Source organism: Nocardioides sp. NPDC101246, from assembly GCF_044767415.1.
In the GTDB taxonomy this organism is placed as follows: Bacteria; Actinomycetota; Actinomycetes; order Propionibacteriales; family Nocardioidaceae; genus Nocardioides.
Window position 1 is genome coordinate 524928 of record NZ_JBIWNX010000001.1, and the last position, 20311, is coordinate 545238.

Sequence of the window (20311 nt, forward strand, 5' to 3'; positions counted from 1 at the left end):
CTGGCGAGGCGTCAGGCGACGTGACGGCTCCGGAAGGAGGTCGGCGAGGTGCCGTGGAGGCGCTTGAAGGCGGCGCTGAGGGCGAACGGGTTGGCGTAGCCGACGCGAGCGGCGATCGCCGACAGGGTCAGGTCCGTGCCGACCAGCAGGTCCGCGGCCAGGGCGAGCCGCCACCGGGTCAGGTACGCCAGTGGTGGCTCACCGACCTGCTCGGTGAAGCGCCGGGCCAGAGCGGCTCGCGAGAGACCGACCTGCTCACCGAGGCCTGCGACCGTCCAGGGCAGCTGCGGATGCTGCTCCATCGCCCGCAGCACCGCGGCCACCGCGTCATCAGCAGGAAGGGCCGGGGAGGCCGCGAGCACCTCGCGCACGGCTTTGACCACGAGTACGTCCAGGAGCCGGTCGAGCAGGGCCGCCTGGCCGGCCTCCTCGCGCACCAGCTCGGCCGCCAGGAGGTCGAGAACGGCCGTGTCGAAGCCGCGCAGCACCACGCTGGTCGGCAGCCGGGACAACAGCAGGGAGCCCACCGACGTCTCGCGCTCATAGGTCCCGATGAGCATCACTGTCGCTTCCGGCGAGCGACTGTTCCCCCAGGTGCGTACGCCCAGCGCCAGCTCCTCGGCCAGCAGCGCCCCGTTCGGGTCGACGCAGACCTGGCCGGGAAGGATCCGGATGTCGGCGGGGCGATCGGCCGAGTCGGCGATGACGTAGGTCGCCGGCCCGCGGCACACGATCACGTCGCCCGCCGCCACCTCCTGCGGCCCCTCGCAGCCGGTGAAGACCGCCTCGCCGCGCGCGATCGCGATGACCGTGAGCGGCACCTCGTCCTCGGCCGTGATCGACCACTCCCCGGCGAACACGGCCTTCAGCAGGAAGGCGGCCTGGGCCCGTGGACCGTCCATGAGCAGATCCAGCGACGACATGGGTGAGACGATAACGCATCCTGTCTGGAGTCACACGTATTCCATCGTCGCTCACGACCGGCCAGATTAGAGGCATGACAACTCTCATCACCGGCGCCACCGGCAAGACCGGCCAGCGCGTCACCCACCGCCTCCGGACCCTCGACCACGACGTACGTGCCGTCACCCGCCACTCCACGCCCCGCTTCGACTGGCACGACCGGACCACCTGGGCCGAGGCCGTCGACGACTGCGAGTCGGCCTACCTGACCTTCCAGCCCGACCTCGGCCTGCCGGGGGCCGACGAGATCATCGGCGCGTTCGCAGCCCAGGCGGTCGCCGCCGGCTGCACCCGGCTGGTGCTGCTCTCGGGCCGCGGCGAGGACGGTGCCCAGCGCGCCGAGCAGGCCATGACGGCCTCCGGCGCCGAGTGGACGATCCTGCGCTCGGCCTTCTTCATGCAGAACTTCACCGAAGGCGCGTTCGCGGACGAGCTCGCCGCCGGGTCGCTCACCATGGTCGAGCACACCGCCGCCGAGCCGTTCGTCGACGCCGACGACATCGCCGAGGTCGCCGTCGCCGCCCTCCTCGACAAGGGCTACGTAGGCCGCGTCCTGGAGCTCACCGGACCGCAGCTGCTCACCTTCGAGGAGGCCGCGTGCGCCGTCGGCGGGCCCGGCGTCGCGTACCGCTCGATGCCCACCGAGGACTACATCGCGGTCCTGACGGCGGCCGGGTTGCCGGCCGCGGACGCGGCCGGGCTGGCGTACCTCTTCGAGGAGGTGCTCGACGGCCGCAACGCGTACGTCACCCAGGACGTCGAAACGGTCCTGGGCCGCGCTGCTCGGAGCATCGACGGTCTCGCCGGCGGTGAGCAGTCATGAGCGAGGTCGTACTCACCGGCGCGAGGCTGCTCAACGGCGTCACCGCCGGCATCTACATCGCCTTCCTGGTCGCTTTCATGCCGGCGCTGCACGGCCAGCCCGACGAGGTCTACGCACGGGTCATGAACCGGCTCAACGTGGTCATCGTCAACCCGGTGTTCCTGGCCTTCTTCCTGGGCGCACCGCTCCTGGCACTGGTCCCCCTCGGCTGGCACCGGAGCCCGCTCGCCATCACCGCCGCCTGCCTGTCCGTCGCCGCCGTGGTCATCACCTTCGCGGCGAACCTGCCGCTGAACGACGCCCTGGCGAACGGCGGCTCCGTGTCCTCGTACGAGAAGCCGTGGCTGATCTTCCACACCTTCCGGACCCTCGCCGCGACCGGCGCCTTCGTCCTGCTCAGCCTGCCCGGGACGGTCACCCGGATCTCGGGCTAGCAGCAGACGACCTGCTGCACCGTGAACAGAGTGTCCTCCTGGCGCTGCATGTTGACGTAGCCCTGGTCGACCCAGACCACCCGGAAGAGCCCGTCCCCGAGGTCCTCGACCCGGCGCTCGCCGCCGGCGTCGAGGTCGTCGAGGATGTGGTAGTAGAAGCCGTCGCCTCCGTTGGCGTCATCGGTGCAGTCCCACGAGGCCGGGTCGTCGAGGTCGGGGATGTAGAGGCCCGCGGCCTCGCAGTCACCTGCCTGGAGCGCCTCGACGAACCGGACCGCCGCCGTCTCCGCGCCGCTCACCGGCTCGCCTGCCGCGGTCTCCTCGCCGCCGGCCGGATCCTCGGCCGAGCCGCCGCGCGTCACGAACCAGGTCGCGGCGCCGCCCAGCACCAGCGCGGCCGCGACGGCGGCGACGACGATGACGGCGGTACGTCGGCCCGGCGCCGGCAGCTGCTGCGTCGGGGACTGCGACGGGGGCTGCGTCGGGGGATGGGTCGGCGGCTGCGACGGCGAACGGAGCACGGTCTGCGCGGCATGAGGAGGCGGAGGAGGTACGGCGACCGCCCGTCCCTCGGCCGCTGCGGTGAGCGCCGCGGCGAAGCTCCCCGCATCCGGCCACCGGTCCTCAGCCCTCGGCTCGAGAGCGCGCATGATCACCGCGGACACCGTTGCCGGCACCGGCGCGACGGTGCCGAGGTCGGGAACCCGGGATGCGATCGTCAGCGCCGGCGCGGGCGAGCGCCCGGCGAACATCGCCCACGCGACCGCTCCCAGGCTGCGTACGTCAGCGCGATGGTCGATCGGCAGCGACTCGTCGAACTGCTCGGGCGCCATGTAGGCAGGCGTCCCGATCTGCCGGGTCACCTCCGAGTGCTGGTCGAGCGCGCGGGCCACCCCGAGGTCGGCGACCATCGCGCGCAGCCGCCCGTCGGAACCGCCGGTGAGCAGGATGTTGGCCGGCTTCACGTCGCGGTGGATGACCGAGCGCACGTGCAGTGCGTCGAGGCCGGACGCGGCCTGTGTCACCAGGTCGGCCACGAGCTGCGGCGGCATCCCCTGAGGGTGCTGGGTGATCAGCTCCGCGACGCTGCCCCCATCGGCGTACGCCATCACGAAGTAGGGCGCACCCGCCGGCGTCTCACCGATGTCGTGGACCGAGACGACGTGGGGCGAGTCGACCGACCGGAGGAACCGCGCCTCCTGCAGGAACCGCTCCCGGATGTCGGCCGCCTGCGTCCACTGGGCGCTGAGCACCTTCACAGCGACGGGCGAGTCGAGGTCCGGGTCGTGGTAGAGCCACACCTCGGCGAATCCGCCGGAACCGAGCGGCTTGACCTGGCGCAGGCGCCCGAGCATCTGGGGAAGAGTCACCGGCACATTATGGGGCCCGGCTTCCGCCTGAGTGTGCAGAAGCCGGGTCGTCGAGGTCGGGGAACGGAGATGCAGCCCACCGGCCTCACAGCATGCCCGTGAGAACGCCTCCGTCGGCGCGGAGCGCAGCGCCGTTGGTGGCGGACGAGAGCGGGCTCGCCACGTAGACGGCGAGGTGGGCGATCTCGTCGGGCTCGATGAAGCGCTGCAGCAGCGAAGTCGTGTTGCCCGAAGCGACAGCGCTCTTCAGCTGCTCTGCCGGCATTCCCTGGCCCTGGGCGATGTCCTCGATGGCCGCCGCGACGCCGTCGGAGTACGTCGGCCCGCCGAGGATCGTGTTGACGGTGACGCTCGTGCCACGCGTGAGCTTGGCCAGACCGTTGCCCAGCGCCAGCGCCCCGGCCTTGGTCACGCCGTAGTGCGTCATGTCGGCAGGGACGTTCACCCCGGACTCGCTGCTGACGAAGATGATCCTCCCCCAACCCGACGCCAGCATCGCGGGCAGCGCGTGCCGCGACAGGCGCACTGCGCTCATGAGGTTGACCTCGAGGTAGCGCTGCCAGTCGTCGTCGGAGATGTCATCGAACGCCTTGACCTCGAAGACGCCGACGTTGTTCACCAGGATGTCGACCTCACCGAGCCTGGCCATCAGGTCGCGCACCTGATCGGCACGAGCGAAGTCGGCGGCGATCCCCGACACGTCAGCGGTCGGGACGAAGGCGCGGAGCCTCTCGACCGCATCGTCCACCCGATCGGCGGTTCGTCCGTTCAGGATCACGGCTGCCCCCTCCGCAGCGAGCGCACGCGCGACGGCGAAGCCGATGCCCTGCGTCGACCCGCTCACGAAGGCCCTCTTGCCGTTCAGACCCATGTCCATCTCGTTCTCCTTCATCGGTCGACTCCGACCATTTGACTTGCTCAGGCAAGTCAAATGTAGACAGATTCACTTGCCTGAGCAAGTCCAACGAGCCGCACTGCCGTACGCTGCCGCCATGTCCGATCACAGCCGCGCCGCCTCGCCGGCGCCCCTCGCCGGCGAGGACCTGGAGGCATGGGCCGCCCTGGCGACCGTGCTGGAGTGGCTACCCCCGGCTCTGGACAGCCAACTCCAGCGCGACGCGGAGCTGACTCACTTCGAGTACGGCGTCCTGTACGCCCTCGCGGAGTCGCCCGAGAGCACCCTCCGCATGAGCGTGCTGGCCGGGTACGCCAACAGCACACTGTCGCGGCTCTCGCGAGCCGCCACGCGCTTGGAGTCGAGAGGGTGGCTGCACCGCACCCCCGACCCTGCCGACGGGCGCTACACCCTGGCCGTCCTCACCGATTCCGGCGCGGAGAAGGTCCGCCAGGCCTCACCCGGCCACGTACAGGTCGTCCGCAGGCTCGTGCTCGACCGACTGACGGCGTCGCAGACGCGACAGCTGCGCGAGATCGGCCACCGGATCATGCAGGGCATCCGCGAGGAGGAGGGGTGGGCGCCCGCGACCCACGCGGGACCGTGACGCCCGGCATCAGACAGGTCGGTCGAACTCCACGCGCATGATGCGACTGCCGAGCCAGTCCTCGAGCCTGGTCGGTGCGATGGTGCCTGGATCGTGGGGCTGGTTGAGGTCGTCGACGATCGCCTCGAGGATGGCGCGCCGTTCGCTCGGATCCGTGACAGGCGTGGCCCGGGCCGGCAGGTCGGCACGCACACCGTGCTTGAGGTGGAAGACGAACGTCGGATCCGCCAGGAGGTTGGCGTACCAGCTCGTGGCGCCGCCGCCCGCCCCGCTGCACAGATAGGTCCGACCGTGCGCCCGATAGAAGAAGATCTCGAGTCGCCGAGGCAGTCCGGTGCGACGCCCCGTGGTGGTGATGTCGATGATCCGCTCCCGAGTGCCCGCCGCCGGCGTGATCTCCACGGCCCGACGCACTTCGTCGGGCCACGGCGCGAGGGACGAGTCAGCGCTCACGCGGCCTGGTCCTTCAGCGCGGGGCCGAGCAGCAGCCCGCCGTCGACGACGTACTCACCACCGGTGATGAACGACGACTCCGGCGAGGCCACGAAGAGCAGTAGACGGGTCACGTCCCCCGGCTCACCGAGGCGCGGGACGGCAAAGGGCTCGGGCGAGTAGAAGTCGGAGATCGGGGCATCGCTGCCGGCGGCAGGCTCAGTGATGAACGGCGTGGCGATGACTCCCGGATGGATGGCATTGACCCGGATGTTGTCGCGGCCCAGCTCCAAGGCGGCGGTCTGGGTGAGTCCGCGGACCGCCCACTTGCTGGCGACGTAGGGCGCGTAGTGCGCAGTGCCGCCGATTCCCGAGGTGGAGGCGATGTTCACGATCGCACCGCCGCCCGCACGCCGCAGAGCGGGCGCAGCCGCCTTGATGCCCAGGAAGGTGCCGGTCAGGTTGATGTCGAGGATGCGGTCCCAGGTCCGCCGGTCGGTGCTCTCGATGAGAGCGGCCGGGTTCTGGACACCGGCGTTGTTGACCAGCACCGTGATGGCACCGAACGCCTCCTCGCCCGCAGCCACGGCTGCGTCCCACGACCTCTCGTCAGTGACGTCCAGACGGACGAAACGAGCCCGTTCGCCGAGCTCCTCGGCCAGCACGGCACCCCGAGTCGCGTCGATGTCGCCGATGACGACGTTCGCGCCGGCCGCATGGAACGCGCGCACATGACTGGCGCCCTGCCCGCCGGTGCCACCAGTGACGAGGACGGTGTGATTGTCGAAGGTCGACATGAGAACTCCTTGGAGAGAAGATGGTGAGTCGATCGACTCACCATCTAGGAGACTAGGTGACCCGCAGTGGTGAGTCAAGCCACTCACCTCGCTACACTGTGCTGGTGAGTTCCACTACGTCGCCGTATCACCAACGGGTTGCTGACGAGAAGCGCGCCCTGATCGTGCGGGCAGCGACCGGGCTGTTCCTCGAGCTCGGCTATGACCGGTCCTCGCTGGCACGGATCGCCGAGAGTGCCGGCGTCTCGAAGGCCACGCTGTTCAAGCAGTTCCCGACCAAGGCGGCATTGTTCGACGCGATCGTGACGGAGTCGTGGACAAGTGCCGACGCACTCGAGGTGCCGGAAGCCGGAGACCTCACCGCCGGACTGACCGCCATCAGCCGGAGCTACGCCGCACTGCTGACCCGCCCCGAGATGACCGACCTATTCCGGATCGTCATCGCCGAGCTGCCGCGCTTCCCCGAACTCGCCCGGGCGCAGTTCGCCCAGGGCAAGATGCCGTGGTTCGAGTCGGTGCGGGACTATCTCCTCGCCGAAGCCGAGGCCGGGACCGCAATCGTCGCGGACGCCGACCTGGCGACGACCCAGTTCCTCGGGATGATCTCGAACTACCTCTTCTGGCCCCGGCTCCTCGTCCCGGACTGGTCGGTGAGCAGCACCCGCACCACCGAGGTCATCGACGAGGCCGTGACCACGATGGTCACGCGGTACGCGGCGCACAGCGGGGTACAGGTCCGTTCGCGCACGTAGCGATCGCGTTAGGCCGCGACCGCCAGACGGCCACGCCGCTGAGTCCGTGACCCTGCCAGCAGAAGCGTAGGTAGGCGCCTCGGATTCGAGGCCCTTTGCAGACATGAAGAAGGCCCCCGACCCGGCTTCTGCCTAGTCAAGGGCCTTTCTCGTGCTGCGCGCCTGCAGGGATTCGAACCCCAACCTTCCGATCCATAGGCACTTGAGGACCATCCGCCAAGGCCCGTTCCACGCTCACCGCCCCCTCCCATGGCCACGAACTTCCGGAATTGTCCGGGGACCCTGTTAGCAGAAGCGTTAGCAACCTCCCTCGGATGCTGGGAGTCTTTATCGCGGGGGCGGAGCGTCACCCCGTCCGGCATCTGGCCCCCTTGGCGGGGGTCTGGGGGCTTGCCCCCACGCTGCCTAACCACGTCGATCCGGGAACCGTCGCAGGGAATGTCTCTGCCGATAGCGGCGCTCCCCTCCCCCTCGCCGCCAGCCTCCTGCCGTGCCTGGCGGCCGACGCGACGATGACCGCCGGTGGCACGGGATACGTAGGGCACGTTGGCGATGCTGGTTTCTGTGGCCGCCGGTGGTCGCATGTGAGCTCAGAGGAAGTCAGAGCCATCATTCCCAGACGGGTCGAGAGAGAGCAGGCTTTCATGCAGTCCATCGACGCTGCGGCCAGTGAGGTTGCCGTGTTCGTCCACCTCGACGAACCGTCCATGCGGCACGTCGTCGGGCTGGTCCCACAACTCCCAGAGCGTGCCGGCTACTGCCTCATACGCCACGGAGCACAGGGCCGCAGACAGGACCGCGGGGTCGACCCCGGCATCGAGGATCTTCTTGGTTGCGGGCACCCGGCGGAGTGTGTCGTGGTCGCGCCACGGCTGGATCAACTCGGGCCAGAGCCGTCGAAGTGCAACGTATCGGGCGGTCTGCGGGATGTCTTCGGCGAGCTCGGATTGGGCCCACGATTCGGGGTTGGGCGCTCCGAGGTCGCGGAGTCGGGAGGTCAACGAGGTTAGCCGATCGGTCATGCACGGACGCTAGCGTCTGGCGATGGCACTTGGTCTACGGACTGAGTGCCCTCTTCTTCATTTGCGCGGCACGTAGGGGGACCGGCCGCCAGGCCGCACGCCCCCGGAGGCCGCGCTGGGCGGCCGGAGGCCGCCTTGAGGCAGTAGAGAAGGCTCTCACGAAGCCAGGCCAGATGACCTTCTGACCCCGGGTCGCCCAAAAGAGGCGATACTCGACCCCCGTGAAGAACATGCGGTCAGACGTGATGCTGTCGATGATGCGCGCTCTCTGGGGGCAGGTCACTGCCGACCTCCGTGGCGTGGCCGTACAGCACCAAGGCTCGTCGGAACGAGGCTCGATCGAGGGCCGCTTCCTGTACGAGGGCGGCATTGGCGACGTGCAAGCGGAGTGCGTTTCCCTGGCGGAGACGTACTGCATCGCTGACTTCCCGCCCGAGGTGTCCGTCCAGTTCCAGGCAAGCCCTCACGCGACCCGCGATCTGCTGCCCGGCGAGCACTGGGTGTTCCTTCGCTGGGAGCCGGAACACTGACCGAGTCTGGATCACACGGTCTGGACGACTCGATCGATCTGGCGCGCTGCCTCATCGGGCTCTGTCTCGCTGGGGTCGATCCTAACGTCTGCGGAGGCGAGTCTCGGAGTCTCGCGCCAGGTGAGCGAGGCGTTCGTCTAGATCGTGGCTGCCGCGCGCTCGAAGTCGGTCTAGGGCGATGGGCTCCGGGCACGTGAGTCGTGGCTGCTCGCTTGCGCCACGCTGACCCGTCGGTCACTCTGCGTCTACGCCCACGTGATTTCGGAGAAGGCTGCCGAGGTTGCGGACCCGCTTCGCCGACCTGGTCGACCAGGACGACGAGGGCACCGATGGGCACGGCGACGACGACGAGACCGAAGAAGGCCGCTGAAGCCGTGACTTGTTAGCAGAAGCGATAGCAAGCGCCCTCACGTCGGAACTCCTTGCGGAAATGAAGAAGGCCCCCAACCTGGGCTTTATGCCTGGTCAGGGGCCAATCTCTCAGTTACCCATGTTCTGCGCGCCTGTAGGGATTCGAACCCCAAACCTTCTGATCCGTAGTCAGATGCTCTATCCGTTGAGCTACAGGCGCAGTGTTACCGAAGCAACGTGTAGAAGATTAGCGGAAGATGGTCCGTGACCAGAAATCGCGGCGTGTGAGAAGATCTGGCGCTAGCCCACAGCATCGGGGAGGTGGAGCGTGAGCAAGCGTCAACCCACGCCGTCCGGCGAGGAGAAGAACGTGACGAACGAGGGACGCACGCCCGGGACGCGTGCACTGCTGGAGGCCAAGGGCATCGAGCTCTTCGAACTGATCGCGGAGAAGGGGTCGCTGCCCTCGTCCGACGCGAGGATCGCAGACGGCGGTGAGTTCGCCGAGGCGCTGACAGCGCTGGTCGAGCTCGGGCTCGTACGACGGCCTGACGAGGACCCTACGACGTGGACCACGGTCGACCCGGCCACCGTCCAGGCGCAGGTCGTGACCCCCATGACCCAAGAAGGCATCCGCCTTCTGCAGGAGTCGGCGGAGTGGGCGAACGACTTCACCGCGCTACGCAGCGCGTGGCGTCGGTCTGCGCCGTCTGACGAGCTCGGACCGTTCGCCTACATGCACGGGCCTGCGATCCAGCGCTACATCGATTCCTTGGTCGCGGAGTGTGAGTTCGAGGCGCTCACGGCACAGCCGCAGGAAGGCCGGGACACCGGCACCATTCTCGCGAACGCCATCAAGAAGGACACCCAGCTCATCCAACGAGGGGTCAAGCTCCGCACGCTCTATCAGCACTCCGCCCGAAGAAACAGCGGAACTCGAGAGTACGTCGCCGCCGTCACCGCTGAAGGAGCAGAGGTGCGCACCCTGGACGAGTTCTTCAACCGCACGATGATCTTCGACAGGAACGTTGCGATCATCCCGGGCCCCGAGGGCCTCGGGGCCGCGGTAGCGATCCGCGAGCCCGCCATCGTCAACTACTTGGTCGACGTCTTCGAGCGGGCGTGGGAACGCGGCCGCCCGTTCTCGTCGGCAGACTCGACAACCCTCAAGGACATCGCCGGCGAGCAGCGCACGATGACCCTGCGCATGCTCATCGAGGGCCACTCCGACCCGGCGGCGTCGAAGCGGCTGGGCGTCAGCCCGCGGACCTACGCGGGATACGTTGCCGATCTCAAGGAAGAGTACGACGCGGATACGCGGTTCCAACTCGGCTACGAGATCGGACGAGCTGGCGCCGGGATCGAAGGAGGGGTTTCCGAGTGAGGTCGAGACCGATCCTCACTCGGAACCAGCGCTTCTAGCTACTGCCGGAAGCGTCTTGCCTCAGTGCGCTACCAGCCTCACGGCCAGGTAGTGTCGCTAGCAATCTTGATGGGTTTGATGGGCCACGTGGTGTCGGCCTGCGCAGATGCGGTGGCACCAAACAGACTGACCGCGATGGCGGCGGCCGAGGCCAACGCAAGAGCGGCAACGCGTGCGAACTTCATGCTCGTTCCTTCCTGATCGCGAGGCCGATGCTGGTGCCGAGAGGCCTACGGATTGATTATTGTGCACGTCACGGCGTTACGGATAGTTCACGTTCCGTCGTACGGTCTCGTGCAATGCATGAAATTGCAGGTCAGAATGCAGTTTGGCCCCCTCGAGAAGGGGGCCAAACACATTGAAACTGGCGGAGGCGGAGGGATTTGAACCCTCGATGGGGTTTAAGCCCCAAACTCGATTAGCAGTCGAGCGCCATAGACCGGACTAGGCGACGCCTCCATACCGCTCGAACAGGCTACAAGACCCGCACTCCTGGGACCAATCAGGGGGCGCCGGACGATCCCGAGGTGGTGTCGAGAGGCTTGATGGTGGCCTTCAGATAGACCTGGAGATCGCGTACGAACTGCTCGCGGTCGATGCTGAGGATGGTCACCGGGATCGTGGTGGCGCCACCCTTCTTGAGCCTCAGCTCCAGGCACGGCGTGCCGGCGGGCATGGTGGTCACCGCCTCCTGGATGTCGACCCAGCGGGCCTCGCGGACGCCGGCACCCCGCACGAACGCGACCCGGTAGCCCTGGGCGCTGGCGCGCAGGACGTACGCCTTGTTGCGAAGCCACCAGCCGAACCCGATCACGGCGGCGGCGCCGACGACGAGCGGGACGAAGAGCCACGCGAAGTCGATCCGGGCCGCGATGACGACGGCCGTGCCGGCGAAGACCAGGAGCGCCAGGCCGACCACGGCGGCACCGAGGAGGCGGGCCTGCACGGAGGGGGCGAGGCGGTAGTAGGTGAGGTCAGCAGATGACACGCTCTCCATTGTGGCCGACACGGGAGCCGAGAGCCGCATCGGCTTGCTCCTTTACGTGACCTAGGTCACAATCTGGTCATGACAGGTGTGCTTCCCAATATGTCGGATGCTCTTCGGGCCCTGGATACCGCAATCGCCGCTCCCCGTCCGGGGGCCAATGTCGGCCTATGGCGCTGGTCGGTGCGCCAGCGCCTTGCAGGCGTACGTGATGCGTTGCTGGTCCTCGACACCGGCCAGGAGTGGCACGCCCTCAGCGACGTCGGCGCGCTCCGCGACCGCGGCACGCTGCTGAGCAGGCTCGCCGTCCTCGCCGACGACGTGCTCGACCGCACCGACCTCGAGGATCTGCTCCTCGAGCTGCGGCGGCTGATGATCGACGTGGATCGGCACCTGCAGGAGGTCTAGCGTCTCGTCTGGCGTGACGCTAAATCTGGCAGAGGGGGCGGGATTCGAACGCAGGCATATTCCCGCTCAGCCGCTCCATTCACGCTCAGTCGCACCCTCTCATGCTCGCTCGTACCCCCTCGTAATCGCGAAACGTGTTGATGCATCAACATAGCCCGTTCGGACTAGTCATGGGGGTATACGCGAAAAGCCGCCCGCCTCCGAAGAGACGGGCGGCCATGGCGTGACGGCGTTGGACTACTTCTTGATGAGGCGCCAGACTCCGCGGACGAGCTTCCACTCGCCATCGCCAGTCCCCTGGCCCTTGCGGCGCGACGCGAACTTCTCGCGGTCGGTCACCTTCTTGATCGTGGCGCCGGCCTTGCGGCCTTGCGGGTTCTTCTTGGTGGTCACGACGCCTCCTGGGGCGCTCGAGCCGCCAGGAGTAGGCGGCTACGTCTCGGTACGACCGGGCATCGCCCGGCCGGTGCTCTCGGCCCACGCCTCGACGTCGTCGGCGAGCCAGATGGCGCCGATGCCGAGCACCTGGGCAGGGTCGGGGAAGCCCTTGGACTTCGTCAGGACGTGCGCTCGTTGCCGCGAGACACCGAAGAGCGCGGCGATCTCGGGACCACTCATTAGGCGGGGCAGCTGCGGCACGACATCAACTTTAGTTGTTGACATTGGTCATTGATTCACGTCAACATGTGTTGTGTGAACACTCCCGCTGCCTCGAAGGTCCCCGAGGCAACCTGGCTCCGGCTGACCGAGTTCGCAACCGCGGTGGTCGAGTCCCCGACGATGGCCGAGCAGCTGACCGCCTCTCAGGGGCTGCTCGAGCAGGCCACACTGGTCCGCCAGCAGCTCGTGGTCGCCGCGTCCGACAAGGGCATGCCGCTGGCCGAGATTGGCCGAGAGCTGAGCATGTCCCCTGAGGGCGCCCGCAAGCTGCGTCTCGCCGCACTCAAGGAGCTCGACCGATGACCGCGAAGTTCACCCCCGAGGAAGCCGACGCGATCCTGCGTCGACTGGAAGCCGGCGAGCTGACCCACGAGATCGCCGCGAGCATCCCCGGGTGCAGCCCCGCGGACATCTTCTGGCTGTGGGACGAGCGGAACCGGGCTCGCTGACCGCCATAGATATGCATACCTATGGCGGTCCCCAGGATTGGGCATTGGTCCGTACGGGCTATTGCGAATAGGGACCCCGCAGGCGGACCATCCAAGGTATGACCCAGCAGCAGGTGCAGACCTACCTGATGCGGAAGCTGACCAACACCTTCCGCATCATGGGCCCGCGCGACCTCGCCGCCACCATCGCTGTCCTGTTCGTCGTCGCTGTCGCCCTGCTCTGGCTGGTCTTCGTCTACCCGAGCGACGGCGACTCGGCGACGGTCGTCTGTGAAGGCGACGCCACCTCGGCGACCTGCACGCGCTACTAGTTCGTCAGCACCGTCCAGCCCTTGGCGATGAGGTTGTTCTTCGCCGTGATGCCAGCGCCTGTCGGTGCCGCTGGCACGCCCGAGGACGCGATACCCGTGCTCAGGTCGACCAGCCCGATCGCGGGCCCGTCGTCGTCGAGCTTGATGAGGATGCCGTTGACCGTCGCCTCGTCCCAGGGGTTGCCGTAGGACTGGAAGGAGTCCACCGTCGCCGGCATGTTGGCGAAGTCGATGGTCGACTCGTTGGTGTTCCAGTCCCACCGCTCCTCGAGCACCGGCTGCTTGGACAGCGGGATGTGGTTCACGATGACCTGGTCCCTCACGCAGTAGTGGTACTCCTGCGCCATCGTGCCGGTGATGGGCTCGAGGGTAAGTGTTCCGCTGGGGTGGCGGGTGGCGGCGCAGCGGACGTCCTTGACGGTGTCGCTGATGGGGTTCATGTCGAGGTAGTCGAGCTGGCACGACTCCAGGCAGAGACGGATGATGCTGTTGCAGCCGGTCAGGTCGACGGTCTCGATCTCGGCATGGAAGCACTCGATGAACTCGAGGTCAGCCATACCGCTGAAGTCGACGGTCTTCAGCACCGAGTTGGCCGCCATGAACGACGTCAGTCCGGTGAGCAGGCCGAGGTTGGTGATGCCGACGACGGGCTGGGGGGCCCAGTCGTAGGTCGGGCCCGGGCCGTAGGTGCCGGGGTCGTCGAGGTGGGAGAATCCGAGGTTGAGGACGCTGACCTGGTCGAAGGCGGGCTCGCCGCCGTCGAGGACGTAGAGGCGCATCTCGCGCTCGGCGTAGACCCCGAAGTCGATGGTCGGCTTGTCGCCGGTCGCAAAGACCTTGTTGTCCTCGAGCGTCCACATGCACTGGGCGGTCGAGCCGGGGAGGAGCTCGACCCAGGGCCGGAATGAGGGTGCCTCGAGCTGGAGACCGACGTACGAGCCGGTCAGGGTCGGCTGATAGATCCACTCGCCGTTGAGGTAGCCGGCGGTGACCACCTGGCCCCCGATGCGCAGGTTCGCGATCTCGCCGGCCTTGATGAGGGTGCCGCTCGCGAGCGGGGGTGGGAGCGGGTCAGTGCCGACGGTGACCGAGGCGATGGTGAAGGTGCCGGTGGTGGCGCCGGAGCCGTAGAAGAAGAACTGCTCGGGCTCGAAGATCATGTCGGTCTCGGCGACCTTGAGCCACGAGCGGCCGTTCTCGTCCTCGGAGAACATGAGCACGAGCCGGTCGTCGTCGGTGCGGTCGATGCGCATGTAGCGCGGCGCGGTGATGGTGTCGAGGTTGATGTCCTTGTTGGACTCGGGCCGGATGACCACGTCGGAGAGCGGGTCCGCGGGGGCCCAGGTCTCCCAGCAGGGGAACCCGCCGTAGTTGAACGCGACCTGCGTCCACTCGGTGTCGCCGCGAGTGACGCCGAGGCGCGCGGTGCGGAACGTGACGCCGCCGGGAGTCCACTTGCACTCGATCTCGACAGAGCGCCAGCCGTCGGGCAGGTCGCGCCAGATGACGTTCTGGTCGGGCAGCTGCGCCGTACTGGTGACGGCGAGCCCCACGCCGGCCGAGGAGTAGGTGTTGGTCCCTGTGGAGGTGCCGCCCATGTCCCAGCCGTCAGCCTCCAGTTCGGTCTGGTTGCCGTACATCGCCATGTCCCAGGTGCCCGCCGACCCAGTCAGGGTCGGCGGGGTCACGGTGACGGTGCATTCGACATCGACACCGAAGTTCCTGGCGTCCGAGTTCGTCGGCGCGGTGAGCGTGGTTGCCACGTTGAAGGCGCCCGCGTTCGCGGGGAACGTCAGGCCGTTGGAGGTGCGCTCACTGGAGTGCATCCCGGTGGCCAGTGAGAACCAGGTGCCGTCGGGGATCTTGACCACGGCCATGTAGGCCTGCCCGATGGTCAGCGCGACAGGCGACGACAGCTCCACGCGGTTCCATCCGCGGGTCACGGTGACGCCGGTCGTGGATCCCAGGATGGTGCCGCCCGAGTTGGCGATGCCGACGTCCACGTCGCTCATCGGGATGCCGGACCCTGGCGTGCTCCGCGAGCCCCAGTGGAACCAGACCGCGACGGCCGAGGCTGCCACGGTAGGAGAGAAGCGGGTGCCGAAGTTGTAGGGCTGCCCGGGGTCGCCGGAGACGGCGAGGATGGACGTCTCGGAGAAGAGTCTTGCCCTCATCAGCCGAGCACCAGGAACGTGACGTCAGGGTAGGTGGTCTCCGGGTCGGTCAGTGCGGCGTAGTCCGTCGCGCTGATGCCGACGACGTTCGGGAGCACGAAGGCGCCAGGGATGCCGGTCACGTCCGAGACGATGCCGCCGAGGTCGACCGCGGTCTTGTTGCCGGCCATGGCGGTGGTGCTCGTGGTGCCGATCGTGAGGTTGGAAGTGCCGGCGCCGATCGCCGAGCGCGCGGTGGCAGCATCTGCGCCGGCGGCGATGACGGCGGGCTTGGATGTGACATCGGACCAGGCCGGGACGTAGGTATCCGGCCGGGCTCCGACGTCGGCGGCGTCGAGCACGACGACGCCGGTCTGTCCGTTGACCGAGTCGACTGCGCCGCCCCCGCCGCCGCCTGCAGCGACGGCCGCGGTCACGAAGGCCGTGGTCGCGAGCTGCGTCGTGTTGGTGCCCGCGGTTGCGGTCGGGGCAGCGGGCGTCCCGGTGAACGTCGGGGAGGCCTTGTCGGCCTTGAGCCCGAGGGCGGTCGACGTCGCAGTGCTGACGGGCTTGTTGGCGTCGCTGGTGTTGTCGACGTTGCCGAGGCCGACGTCGCCCTTGACGAGCGTGACGACGCCGGTCTTCCCGGCGACCGAGGTGACTGCGCCCCCTCCGCCTCCGCCCGTCGGGTCGGCCCACTCGGTGTCGTAGTTCGTCCCGGACGCCTTGGTGAGCACCTGGCCCGTGGTCCCGCCGCTCGGGATGCCCTCGACGATGAGCGCCCCGTTGGACTGCTGCACGGGGTTGACCGCCGGGAGGTTGACGGTGCCACCTTCGGGAACCTCGATGTAGAACGACTGCGGGTCCATGCCCAGACCCGGGAAGGAGTACGTCACGCGGTAGGTGAAGTCCAGCGGGTTCAGGTCCGGGTCGTTGGTCGCCGGGACGACCATGGAGAGGTCGCCGTCGGCATCCAGAGTGCCCTCGTAGAACGGCTTCAGGAAGGTCACGGTCGGCGGCGTCGCGGTGACGTCGGAGAACTGTCGCGCCGACGGGACGAGCGTGACCTTCCAGTTGGTGATGACGACACCGGGGATGGCGTCCTCGGAGAAGTTGCCGGTCACGGTACCGGTGCCGACGTTGCTGGGCAGAGGCATGACGCCCTCCTTGGTTGTCAGTCAGGGTGACGGTCGGTCTGGACCGGCGGCAGGGGTGACGCGCCACGCCTCCGGGGGGCGGCGGACGTGGCGCGCCACGATCAGGGGCTACTCCGAAGGGGTGTTGCTTGCGGCGGTCGCGCCGAACAGCGGCGCGCCGACGAAGGCGTAGACCGCGAGCGCGCCGAGGGACCATGTGGGCGTGATGGCGTCGGTGGCGGCGCAGTAGACCGGGATGGACCCGAGGCCGACGCCGAGGAAGCCGTAGATGGAATAGGCGATCGCGCGGCCCTTGGCGGGCAGGATCTCGGTGAGAGCACTCATGACATCTCCTTGATGATGGGCTTGAGGATGTGCCGGTAGAACCAGACGCCCAGCCCCACCCAGAACGCGGAGAAGACCAGGCGGCCGGCGGGGGTGTCGGTGTGGAAGAACCAGCGGGTCGTGTCCGAGAGAGTGGGGATCTTGAAGCGCCGCGGTGCCTTGCGCTGCTGGCGGAGCGCGATGGCTTCCAAGATGGCGCCGACTCCGATGAGACCGGCCCAGGGCAGCCGCTCCACGTCAGGCCTCGAGAACCCAGATCTTGACCGGATGGTCCGAGCGACCGCGGTTTCCGAGGTTCTTGCTGGACACCTTCTCCATGCCGACGAAGACAGCACGGTCGAGTCCCCCGCCGTCGACCTTGGCGGCCGCGGGGGTGCCGACCTTCGCCTGCAGTTCGTCGGCCAGAGCGTTCCAGTCGCCGACGATGACGCCGCACCCATGCGCGGCCCTCATCTCCTTGAGCCACGCTACGGCGGCCCGGCGCGTCTCTTCGATGGCCGGAGGGAACGGGACATGGATCGTGGCGAAGGGGAGATTGACGGCGTGATAGTTGCCGGTGACGTAGCGGTGCACACGCGGCTCCTTGGACAGCCCCATCTTCGGACCGGTCCACTCCTCCTGCATCTCCAGCGCCTGCTTGACCTTGATGGCCACGTCGTTGCGGACGAGGATGGCCTGCCCGCGATTCTCCGAGTCGGCCGAGTAGCCGTCCCAGGCGCGGTAGGTCTGGTAGCCCGGGATGTCGTCGAGGTCGACGCGGTAGACCTCCTGGAGCGCGAAGTAGTGCGGCTTCTCGTCGGCGCAGATCTTGATGACCTCGGCGCGGTCGAGGGCAGCGTCGGCGTCGCCCTTGTTCTCGACGTTCCAGGTCACGTAGGTGCACCGGACGGGGGCGGCGGGGTCCCAGACGGTGGTGTCCTTGCCCAGTACCCAGTTGCCGGCGCTGGTCCCGACCCACCCGTCGTTGCCGTGGCCCGAGCCGTCGACCACCTGGAACTTGTAGCCCTCGGGGATCTTCCGGAGCAGCTTGCCGCCGGGTGTCGCGTGCACGCCGGTCTCGCGGGTCGCCCAGCGGGTGTGAGTGGTGACCGGGTCGGGAGCAGGCGGAGGCGCGGGGGACAGCATCTCCTTGGCGAAGGCGATGACCTTGGCCATCTTGATGTTGCCCGGGTCGCCGTGGACATTCTCCGGCACGTGCTGGTGACCGCAGATTCCCGCGTAGTTGCGCCACTGCGCGAACGAGAGCCGCACGCCATTGGCGCCGTAGGAGCCGGGGTACGCCTTGAAGGTGGGGAAGGTCAGCCGGAGACCGTGGCGCTTGTGCATGTCGGCGATGAAGTCAGCGAGCCAGCGCAGCTGCTCGTCGTTGGCCTTGGGCCAGTAGACGTAGTCGATGCCCGCGCGCTTGCTGCCCCAGGTCCGAGCGTGGGCGGGATCGCAGGTGCCGATGAGCTCGACCTGCTCGGCGTTCAGGGTGTTGGTCTGCACGCCGCCGGAGAGGTTGCGCAGCGCGCGCGATGAGCGCTCGTCGGGGAAGTGGGCGCGCCAGGCACCCTTGATGTCTCCGACGGGCGGCTGGCCGGTGTAGTTCGGCGCGGTCGCCCCACCGTTGTAGCCGGGCCACGTCATGCCCTCGGTCGTGTGGACGACCAGGACCATCGTGTCGGCGGTCAGGTTGAGGACGGAACCTGGGTAATCGTCTTGGAACCACTGGGCCGTGCGGTTCGCCTTCGCGTAGTTCGACATGCTTCCTCCAGGGATGATCGGGATGAGCACGACCCCCGCGCCTCATCCCGGGGCGCAGGGGTCGAGTCAGGGGTGTGCGTCAGGCGTCGGCGCCGAACGCGGCGTCGCGGGCCTTGCGTAGGGTGCGGATCAGGCGGTTGATGCCGTCGCGGTCCATGTGCGAGTGCTCCGCGCCCATGTCGGGGTTGCCGACTCCTGAGCGGAGGAGGACGACAGCGACCTCGACGAGGCCGCCACCGTCGTTCGACTTGGACCAGCCGACCTTGACGGCCGCGTCGCTGACGGACACTTGGCTCTCGATCTGCTTGCCGTCGGCGTCCTCGAGATACTGCGTGGCCTTCTGGCCGTACCAGCGGTTGTTGATGTACTCCTTGGGCATCGCGCCCACCTCTTTCGAGGTACGCCCCATCACGGGGCAACCGGCCGCGGTGTTGCGGCTCGGTGGTCAGGTGTGGTCGGACTCGTGGCAGGGGCACAGGTCGCAGGAGAGCAGCTCGTGCGTGCCGGGGTGTCCGCAGTGGCCACAGGGGCGGTCGTGGCTCAGCGCGCCGACTCGGTCCTTCTCTGCGGTCGGGCGCACGTCCATGGCACTCGGCCTAGCGTCCGGCCTTCAGGTCCGAGAGCTCGGAGGCGATCTCAGCGACCTGTCGCACTGCCCCGTTCAGTCGGTCCTCGAGGTCATCAATCTTGCGGTCCTTGATCTCGGCCTCTTCCTCGAGGTGCAGGATCTTCTTGGCCATGCGGACGTTCTCCCGCTCCAGCGTCTCCATCGCCTTGACGAGAGTCGCGTTCGCTGTGGCTGCGTCGGTCACGGCGCTGGTTCGGTCGGTGCGCTGGTCCGTGCGACCGGCTCGCCAGCCGTCATAGGTCAGCTTGGCGAAGTAGCCCGCGGCGGCAGCACCGGAGACCATGCCGCCGCTTGTGACGATGGTGGAAAGGTCCATCACTCACCGTCCTCGGCCTGCTCGTCGGCATGGCCGGCGCGCGCGAGGCGGGCGGCGACCTGCTGAGCACGACGCGAGAGGCTGAGCTTCCGCATCCGGATGAGACACATCGAGACGACCGCGAGAGAGACGGCCACAACAGCAACCGAGTTGGGCCACAGCAGGACCATGCCGACCAAGCCGTAGAGACCAGCGCCCCACGCGAGCATGGTCAAGCCCGCAGACTCGACCCGGGTCTTGCCAGTGAAGGCGCCGATCGGGGCGATGAGGCCGCCGAGCGCAATGGAGTACGTCCACATGAAGGACAACCAGCCGGGTAGCGCGTCGAGGCTCCCGGGGCTAATGCGGCCGTCGGTGACGATCCCTGCCCAGCCTGCGAGCGAGAGGTAGAGGGCGACTGGCAGGTACTCGTAGTAGAACAGCCGGTCGCGCCAGCTGGCGTTCTCGGGCAGTGGAATCGGCATGGGTTACGCCTCTCGGTTCAGGCCCCGCCGCATCACGACGGGGTCGTGATGGTCAGGGAGCGCAGGCGACCCATTGGGCCGTGGTCTGTCCTGAGATGACCGAGCCGCCAGACCAGTTGCTGGCCGACCAGTTGAAGCCGGAGGCCGAGCTGGACGTCACCGCGATGGTGACGCGCGAGGACGTCGTCGTGATGGTGATGTCCGGCTCGGCCCCGAAGGGGGTCGGGAAGGTCACTGCCCCGGTCGTACTCGCGCCGTTGGTTAGCGCGCCGTAGGAGACGGTGCCGCGTCGTTTCGTCGTCGCCGGCTCG

General features: G+C 68.0%; 30 protein-coding genes and 2 tRNA genes. 11 read left to right on the forward strand and 21 right to left on the reverse strand.

Annotated elements, in window-relative coordinates:
* Positions 1-11: 11 nt before the first annotated feature.
* Positions 12-923, reverse strand: coding sequence for an AraC family transcriptional regulator (locus ACIRON_RS02515; protein ID WP_402988514.1), 912 nt, complete (start codon positions 921-923; stop codon positions 12-14).
* A gap of 74 nt (positions 924-997) precedes the next feature.
* On the opposite strand from ACIRON_RS02515, the gene ACIRON_RS02520 reads away from it, so the two are divergent.
* Entirely contained in the window at positions 998-1786 is a 789-nt protein-coding gene (locus ACIRON_RS02520; RefSeq protein WP_402988517.1) for an NAD(P)H-binding protein, read from the forward strand.
* Positions 1783-2220, forward strand: coding sequence for an anthrone oxygenase family protein (locus tag ACIRON_RS02525; protein WP_402988519.1), 438 nt, complete (start codon positions 1783-1785; stop codon positions 2218-2220). Before ACIRON_RS02520 ends, ACIRON_RS02525 begins: the two co-directional genes overlap by 4 nt.
* Here ACIRON_RS02525 and ACIRON_RS02530 read toward each other — a convergent pair.
* Together ACIRON_RS02530 and ACIRON_RS02535 are read right to left on the reverse strand one after the other, a co-directional pair.
* Positions 2217-3590: a serine/threonine-protein kinase gene (locus tag ACIRON_RS02530; protein WP_402988522.1), complete on the reverse strand. Its 1374-nt coding sequence runs from the start codon at positions 3588-3590 to the stop codon at positions 2217-2219. The genes ACIRON_RS02525 and ACIRON_RS02530 overlap by 4 nt on opposite strands.
* Positions 3591-3675: 85 nt before the next feature.
* Entirely contained in the window at positions 3676-4482 is an 807-nt protein-coding gene (locus ACIRON_RS02535; RefSeq protein ID WP_402988524.1) for an SDR family NAD(P)-dependent oxidoreductase, read from the reverse strand.
* A 100-nt stretch (positions 4483-4582) separates the two neighbouring features.
* Here ACIRON_RS02535 and ACIRON_RS02540 point away from each other — a divergent pair, with 100 nt between their 5' ends.
* Positions 4583-5092, forward strand: a complete 510-nt coding sequence (locus tag ACIRON_RS02540; RefSeq protein ID WP_402988527.1) for a MarR family winged helix-turn-helix transcriptional regulator — start codon at positions 4583-4585, stop codon at positions 5090-5092.
* 9 nt (positions 5093-5101) lie between these two features.
* Here the strand turns inward: ACIRON_RS02540 and ACIRON_RS02545 are convergent, their stop codons facing one another.
* Positions 5102-5545, reverse strand: coding sequence for a nitroreductase/quinone reductase family protein (locus ACIRON_RS02545; RefSeq protein WP_402988528.1), 444 nt, complete (start codon positions 5543-5545; stop codon positions 5102-5104).
* Positions 5542-6321 carry an SDR family NAD(P)-dependent oxidoreductase gene (locus ACIRON_RS02550; protein WP_402988530.1) on the reverse strand — a complete coding sequence of 260 codons (780 nt, stop codon included), beginning with the start codon at positions 6319-6321 and terminating at the stop codon, positions 5542-5544. The genes ACIRON_RS02545 and ACIRON_RS02550 overlap by 4 nt, the downstream gene beginning before the upstream one ends.
* Before the next feature lie 104 nt (positions 6322-6425).
* Here ACIRON_RS02550 and ACIRON_RS02555 point away from each other — a divergent pair, with 104 nt between their 5' ends.
* A complete protein-coding gene (locus ACIRON_RS02555) occupies positions 6426-7073 on the forward strand; it encodes a TetR/AcrR family transcriptional regulator (RefSeq protein ID WP_402988531.1) in 648 nt (215 codons plus the stop codon).
* A gap of 590 nt (positions 7074-7663) precedes the next feature.
* Here ACIRON_RS02555 and ACIRON_RS02560 read toward each other — a convergent pair.
* On the reverse strand, positions 7664-8095 hold the full coding sequence (locus ACIRON_RS02560) for a hypothetical protein (protein WP_402988533.1): 432 nt from the start codon (positions 8093-8095) through the stop codon (positions 7664-7666).
* 221 nt (positions 8096-8316) lie between these two features.
* Between ACIRON_RS02560 and ACIRON_RS02565 the strand changes: the two genes are divergently transcribed.
* Entirely contained in the window at positions 8317-8625 is a 309-nt protein-coding gene (locus tag ACIRON_RS02565) for a hypothetical protein (RefSeq protein ID WP_402988535.1), read from the forward strand.
* A gap of 498 nt (positions 8626-9123) precedes the next feature.
* Here the strand turns inward: ACIRON_RS02565 and ACIRON_RS02570 are convergent.
* Positions 9124-9196 (reverse strand) — tRNA-Arg (locus ACIRON_RS02570).
* Between the two features lie 108 nt (positions 9197-9304).
* Between ACIRON_RS02570 and ACIRON_RS02575 the strand changes: the two genes are divergently transcribed.
* On the forward strand, positions 9305-10360 hold the full coding sequence (locus tag ACIRON_RS02575; protein WP_402988537.1) for a LuxR family transcriptional regulator: 1056 nt from the start codon (positions 9305-9307) through the stop codon (positions 10358-10360).
* Positions 10361-10437: 77 nt separating this feature from the next.
* Here the strand turns inward: ACIRON_RS02575 and ACIRON_RS02580 are convergent, their stop codons facing one another.
* From ACIRON_RS02580 to ACIRON_RS02590, 3 genes are all read right to left on the reverse strand, one after another.
* Entirely contained in the window at positions 10438-10584 is a 147-nt protein-coding gene (locus tag ACIRON_RS02580) for a hypothetical protein (protein WP_402988539.1), read from the reverse strand.
* 180 nt (positions 10585-10764) lie between these two features.
* Positions 10765-10858: transfer RNA gene (locus ACIRON_RS02585), tRNA-Ser, on the reverse strand.
* A gap of 43 nt (positions 10859-10901) precedes the next feature.
* The gene (locus ACIRON_RS02590; RefSeq protein WP_402988542.1) at positions 10902-11396 is read right to left on the reverse strand and encodes a hypothetical protein; all 495 of its coding nucleotides are present in this window, start codon (positions 11394-11396) and stop codon (positions 10902-10904) included.
* A 171-nt stretch (positions 11397-11567) separates the two neighbouring features.
* Here ACIRON_RS02590 and ACIRON_RS02595 point away from each other — a divergent pair, with 171 nt between their 5' ends.
* Positions 11568-11792 (forward strand): hypothetical protein, encoded by a 225-nt coding sequence (locus tag ACIRON_RS02595; protein ID WP_091044464.1) that lies wholly within the window; start codon positions 11568-11570, stop codon positions 11790-11792.
* 237 nt (positions 11793-12029) lie between these two features.
* Here the strand turns inward: ACIRON_RS02595 and ACIRON_RS02600 are convergent, their stop codons facing one another.
* Both ACIRON_RS02600 and ACIRON_RS02605 read right to left on the reverse strand, forming a co-directional pair.
* On the reverse strand, positions 12030-12185 hold the full coding sequence (locus ACIRON_RS02600; RefSeq protein WP_402988544.1) for a hypothetical protein: 156 nt from the start codon (positions 12183-12185) through the stop codon (positions 12030-12032).
* A 39-nt stretch (positions 12186-12224) separates the two neighbouring features.
* Positions 12225-12431, reverse strand: coding sequence for a helix-turn-helix transcriptional regulator (locus ACIRON_RS02605; RefSeq protein ID WP_402988547.1), 207 nt, complete (start codon positions 12429-12431; stop codon positions 12225-12227).
* 54 nt (positions 12432-12485) lie between these two features.
* Between ACIRON_RS02605 and ACIRON_RS02610 the strand changes: the two genes are divergently transcribed.
* The 3 genes from ACIRON_RS02610 (at position 12486) to ACIRON_RS02620 (ending at position 13212) form a co-directional block, all read left to right on the forward strand.
* Entirely contained in the window at positions 12486-12755 is a 270-nt protein-coding gene (locus ACIRON_RS02610; protein WP_402988549.1) for a hypothetical protein, read from the forward strand.
* Positions 12752-12901: a hypothetical protein gene (locus ACIRON_RS02615; protein WP_402988552.1), complete on the forward strand. Its 150-nt coding sequence runs from the start codon at positions 12752-12754 to the stop codon at positions 12899-12901. Before ACIRON_RS02610 ends, ACIRON_RS02615 begins: the two co-directional genes overlap by 4 nt.
* A gap of 98 nt (positions 12902-12999) precedes the next feature.
* Positions 13000-13212 carry a hypothetical protein gene (locus ACIRON_RS02620; protein WP_402988554.1) on the forward strand — a complete coding sequence of 71 codons (213 nt, stop codon included), beginning with the start codon at positions 13000-13002 and terminating at the stop codon, positions 13210-13212.
* Here the strand turns inward: ACIRON_RS02620 and ACIRON_RS02625 are convergent.
* The 9 genes from ACIRON_RS02625 to ACIRON_RS02665 form a co-directional block, all read right to left on the reverse strand.
* Positions 13209-15386: a DUF4082 domain-containing protein gene (locus ACIRON_RS02625; RefSeq protein WP_402988557.1), complete on the reverse strand. Its 2178-nt coding sequence runs from the start codon at positions 15384-15386 to the stop codon at positions 13209-13211. The two genes, ACIRON_RS02620 and ACIRON_RS02625, sit on opposite strands and share 4 nt — an antisense overlap.
* Positions 15386-16522 (reverse strand): hypothetical protein, encoded by a 1137-nt coding sequence (locus tag ACIRON_RS02630; RefSeq protein ID WP_402988560.1) that lies wholly within the window; start codon positions 16520-16522, stop codon positions 15386-15388. Before ACIRON_RS02630 ends, ACIRON_RS02625 begins: the two co-directional genes overlap by 1 nt.
* A 108-nt stretch (positions 16523-16630) precedes the next feature.
* A complete protein-coding gene (locus ACIRON_RS02635) occupies positions 16631-16846 on the reverse strand; it encodes a hypothetical protein (protein ID WP_402988563.1) in 216 nt (71 codons plus the stop codon).
* Positions 16843-17082 (reverse strand): hypothetical protein, encoded by a 240-nt coding sequence (locus ACIRON_RS02640; protein WP_402988566.1) that lies wholly within the window; start codon positions 17080-17082, stop codon positions 16843-16845. The genes ACIRON_RS02635 and ACIRON_RS02640 overlap by 4 nt, the downstream gene beginning before the upstream one ends.
* A gap of 1 nt (position 17083) precedes the next feature.
* Positions 17084-18592 (reverse strand): endonuclease/exonuclease/phosphatase family protein, encoded by a 1509-nt coding sequence (locus tag ACIRON_RS02645; RefSeq protein ID WP_402988569.1) that lies wholly within the window; start codon positions 18590-18592, stop codon positions 17084-17086.
* Positions 18593-18671: 79 nt separating this feature from the next.
* Positions 18672-18971: a hypothetical protein gene (locus tag ACIRON_RS02650; RefSeq protein ID WP_402988572.1), complete on the reverse strand. Its 300-nt coding sequence runs from the start codon at positions 18969-18971 to the stop codon at positions 18672-18674.
* 66 nt (positions 18972-19037) lie between these two features.
* Positions 19038-19178, reverse strand: coding sequence for a hypothetical protein (locus tag ACIRON_RS02655; RefSeq protein WP_402988575.1), 141 nt, complete (start codon positions 19176-19178; stop codon positions 19038-19040).
* Positions 19179-19188: 10 nt separating this feature from the next.
* Positions 19189-19536 (reverse strand): hypothetical protein, encoded by a 348-nt coding sequence (locus tag ACIRON_RS02660; RefSeq protein ID WP_402988578.1) that lies wholly within the window; start codon positions 19534-19536, stop codon positions 19189-19191.
* Positions 19536-20000: a hypothetical protein gene (locus ACIRON_RS02665; RefSeq protein WP_402988581.1), complete on the reverse strand. Its 465-nt coding sequence runs from the start codon at positions 19998-20000 to the stop codon at positions 19536-19538. The genes ACIRON_RS02660 and ACIRON_RS02665 overlap by 1 nt, the downstream gene beginning before the upstream one ends.
* A 95-nt stretch (positions 20001-20095) precedes the next feature.
* Here ACIRON_RS02665 and ACIRON_RS02670 point away from each other — a divergent pair, with 95 nt between their 5' ends.
* A complete protein-coding gene (locus ACIRON_RS02670) occupies positions 20096-20275 on the forward strand; it encodes a hypothetical protein (RefSeq protein WP_402988584.1) in 180 nt (59 codons plus the stop codon).
* Positions 20276-20311 lie beyond the last annotated feature (36 nt).

Bases quoted from the DNA above. Each gene is read 5' to 3' on its own strand.
- ACIRON_RS02660 (WP_402988578.1), bottom strand. From the start codon at position 19,536: ATGGACCTTTCCACCATCGTCACAAGCGGCGGCATGGTCTCCGGTGCT.
- ACIRON_RS02520 (WP_402988517.1), top strand. From the start codon at position 998: ATGACAACTCTCATCACCGGCGCCACCGGCAAGACCGGCCAGCGCGTC.
- ACIRON_RS02515 (WP_402988514.1), bottom strand. From the start codon at position 923: ATGTCGTCGCTGGATCTGCTCATGGACGGTCCACGGGCCCAGGCCGCC.
- ACIRON_RS02650 (WP_402988572.1), bottom strand. From the start codon at position 18,971: ATGCCCAAGGAGTACATCAACAACCGCTGGTACGGCCAGAAGGCCACG.
- ACIRON_RS02620 (WP_402988554.1), top strand. From the start codon at position 13,000: ATGACCCAGCAGCAGGTGCAGACCTACCTGATGCGGAAGCTGACCAAC.
- ACIRON_RS02665 (WP_402988581.1), bottom strand. From the start codon at position 20,000: ATGCCGATTCCACTGCCCGAGAACGCCAGCTGGCGCGACCGGCTGTTC.
- ACIRON_RS02655 (WP_402988575.1), bottom strand. From the start codon at position 19,178: ATGGACGTGCGCCCGACCGCAGAGAAGGACCGAGTCGGCGCGCTGAGC.
- ACIRON_RS02535 (WP_402988524.1), bottom strand. From the start codon at position 4,482: ATGAAGGAGAACGAGATGGACATGGGTCTGAACGGCAAGAGGGCCTTC.
- ACIRON_RS02645 (WP_402988569.1), bottom strand. From the start codon at position 18,592: ATGTCGAACTACGCGAAGGCGAACCGCACGGCCCAGTGGTTCCAAGAC.
- ACIRON_RS02525 (WP_402988519.1), top strand. From the start codon at position 1,783: ATGAGCGAGGTCGTACTCACCGGCGCGAGGCTGCTCAACGGCGTCACC.
- ACIRON_RS02635 (WP_402988563.1), bottom strand. From the start codon at position 16,846: ATGAGTGCTCTCACCGAGATCCTGCCCGCCAAGGGCCGCGCGATCGCC.
- ACIRON_RS02630 (WP_402988560.1), bottom strand. From the start codon at position 16,522: ATGCCTCTGCCCAGCAACGTCGGCACCGGTACCGTGACCGGCAACTTC.
- ACIRON_RS02615 (WP_402988552.1), top strand. From the start codon at position 12,752: ATGACCGCGAAGTTCACCCCCGAGGAAGCCGACGCGATCCTGCGTCGA.
- ACIRON_RS02590 (WP_402988542.1), bottom strand. From the start codon at position 11,396: ATGGAGAGCGTGTCATCTGCTGACCTCACCTACTACCGCCTCGCCCCC.
- ACIRON_RS02560 (WP_402988533.1), bottom strand. From the start codon at position 8,095: ATGACCGATCGGCTAACCTCGTTGACCTCCCGACTCCGCGACCTCGGA.
- ACIRON_RS02670 (WP_402988584.1), top strand. From the start codon at position 20,096: ATGACCGAGCCGCCAGACCAGTTGCTGGCCGACCAGTTGAAGCCGGAG.
- ACIRON_RS02550 (WP_402988530.1), bottom strand. From the start codon at position 6,321: ATGTCGACCTTCGACAATCACACCGTCCTCGTCACTGGTGGCACCGGC.
- ACIRON_RS02580 (WP_402988539.1), bottom strand. From the start codon at position 10,584: ATGAAGTTCGCACGCGTTGCCGCTCTTGCGTTGGCCTCGGCCGCCGCC.
- ACIRON_RS02540 (WP_402988527.1), top strand. From the start codon at position 4,583: ATGTCCGATCACAGCCGCGCCGCCTCGCCGGCGCCCCTCGCCGGCGAG.
- ACIRON_RS02625 (WP_402988557.1), bottom strand. From the start codon at position 15,386: ATGAGGGCAAGACTCTTCTCCGAGACGTCCATCCTCGCCGTCTCCGGC.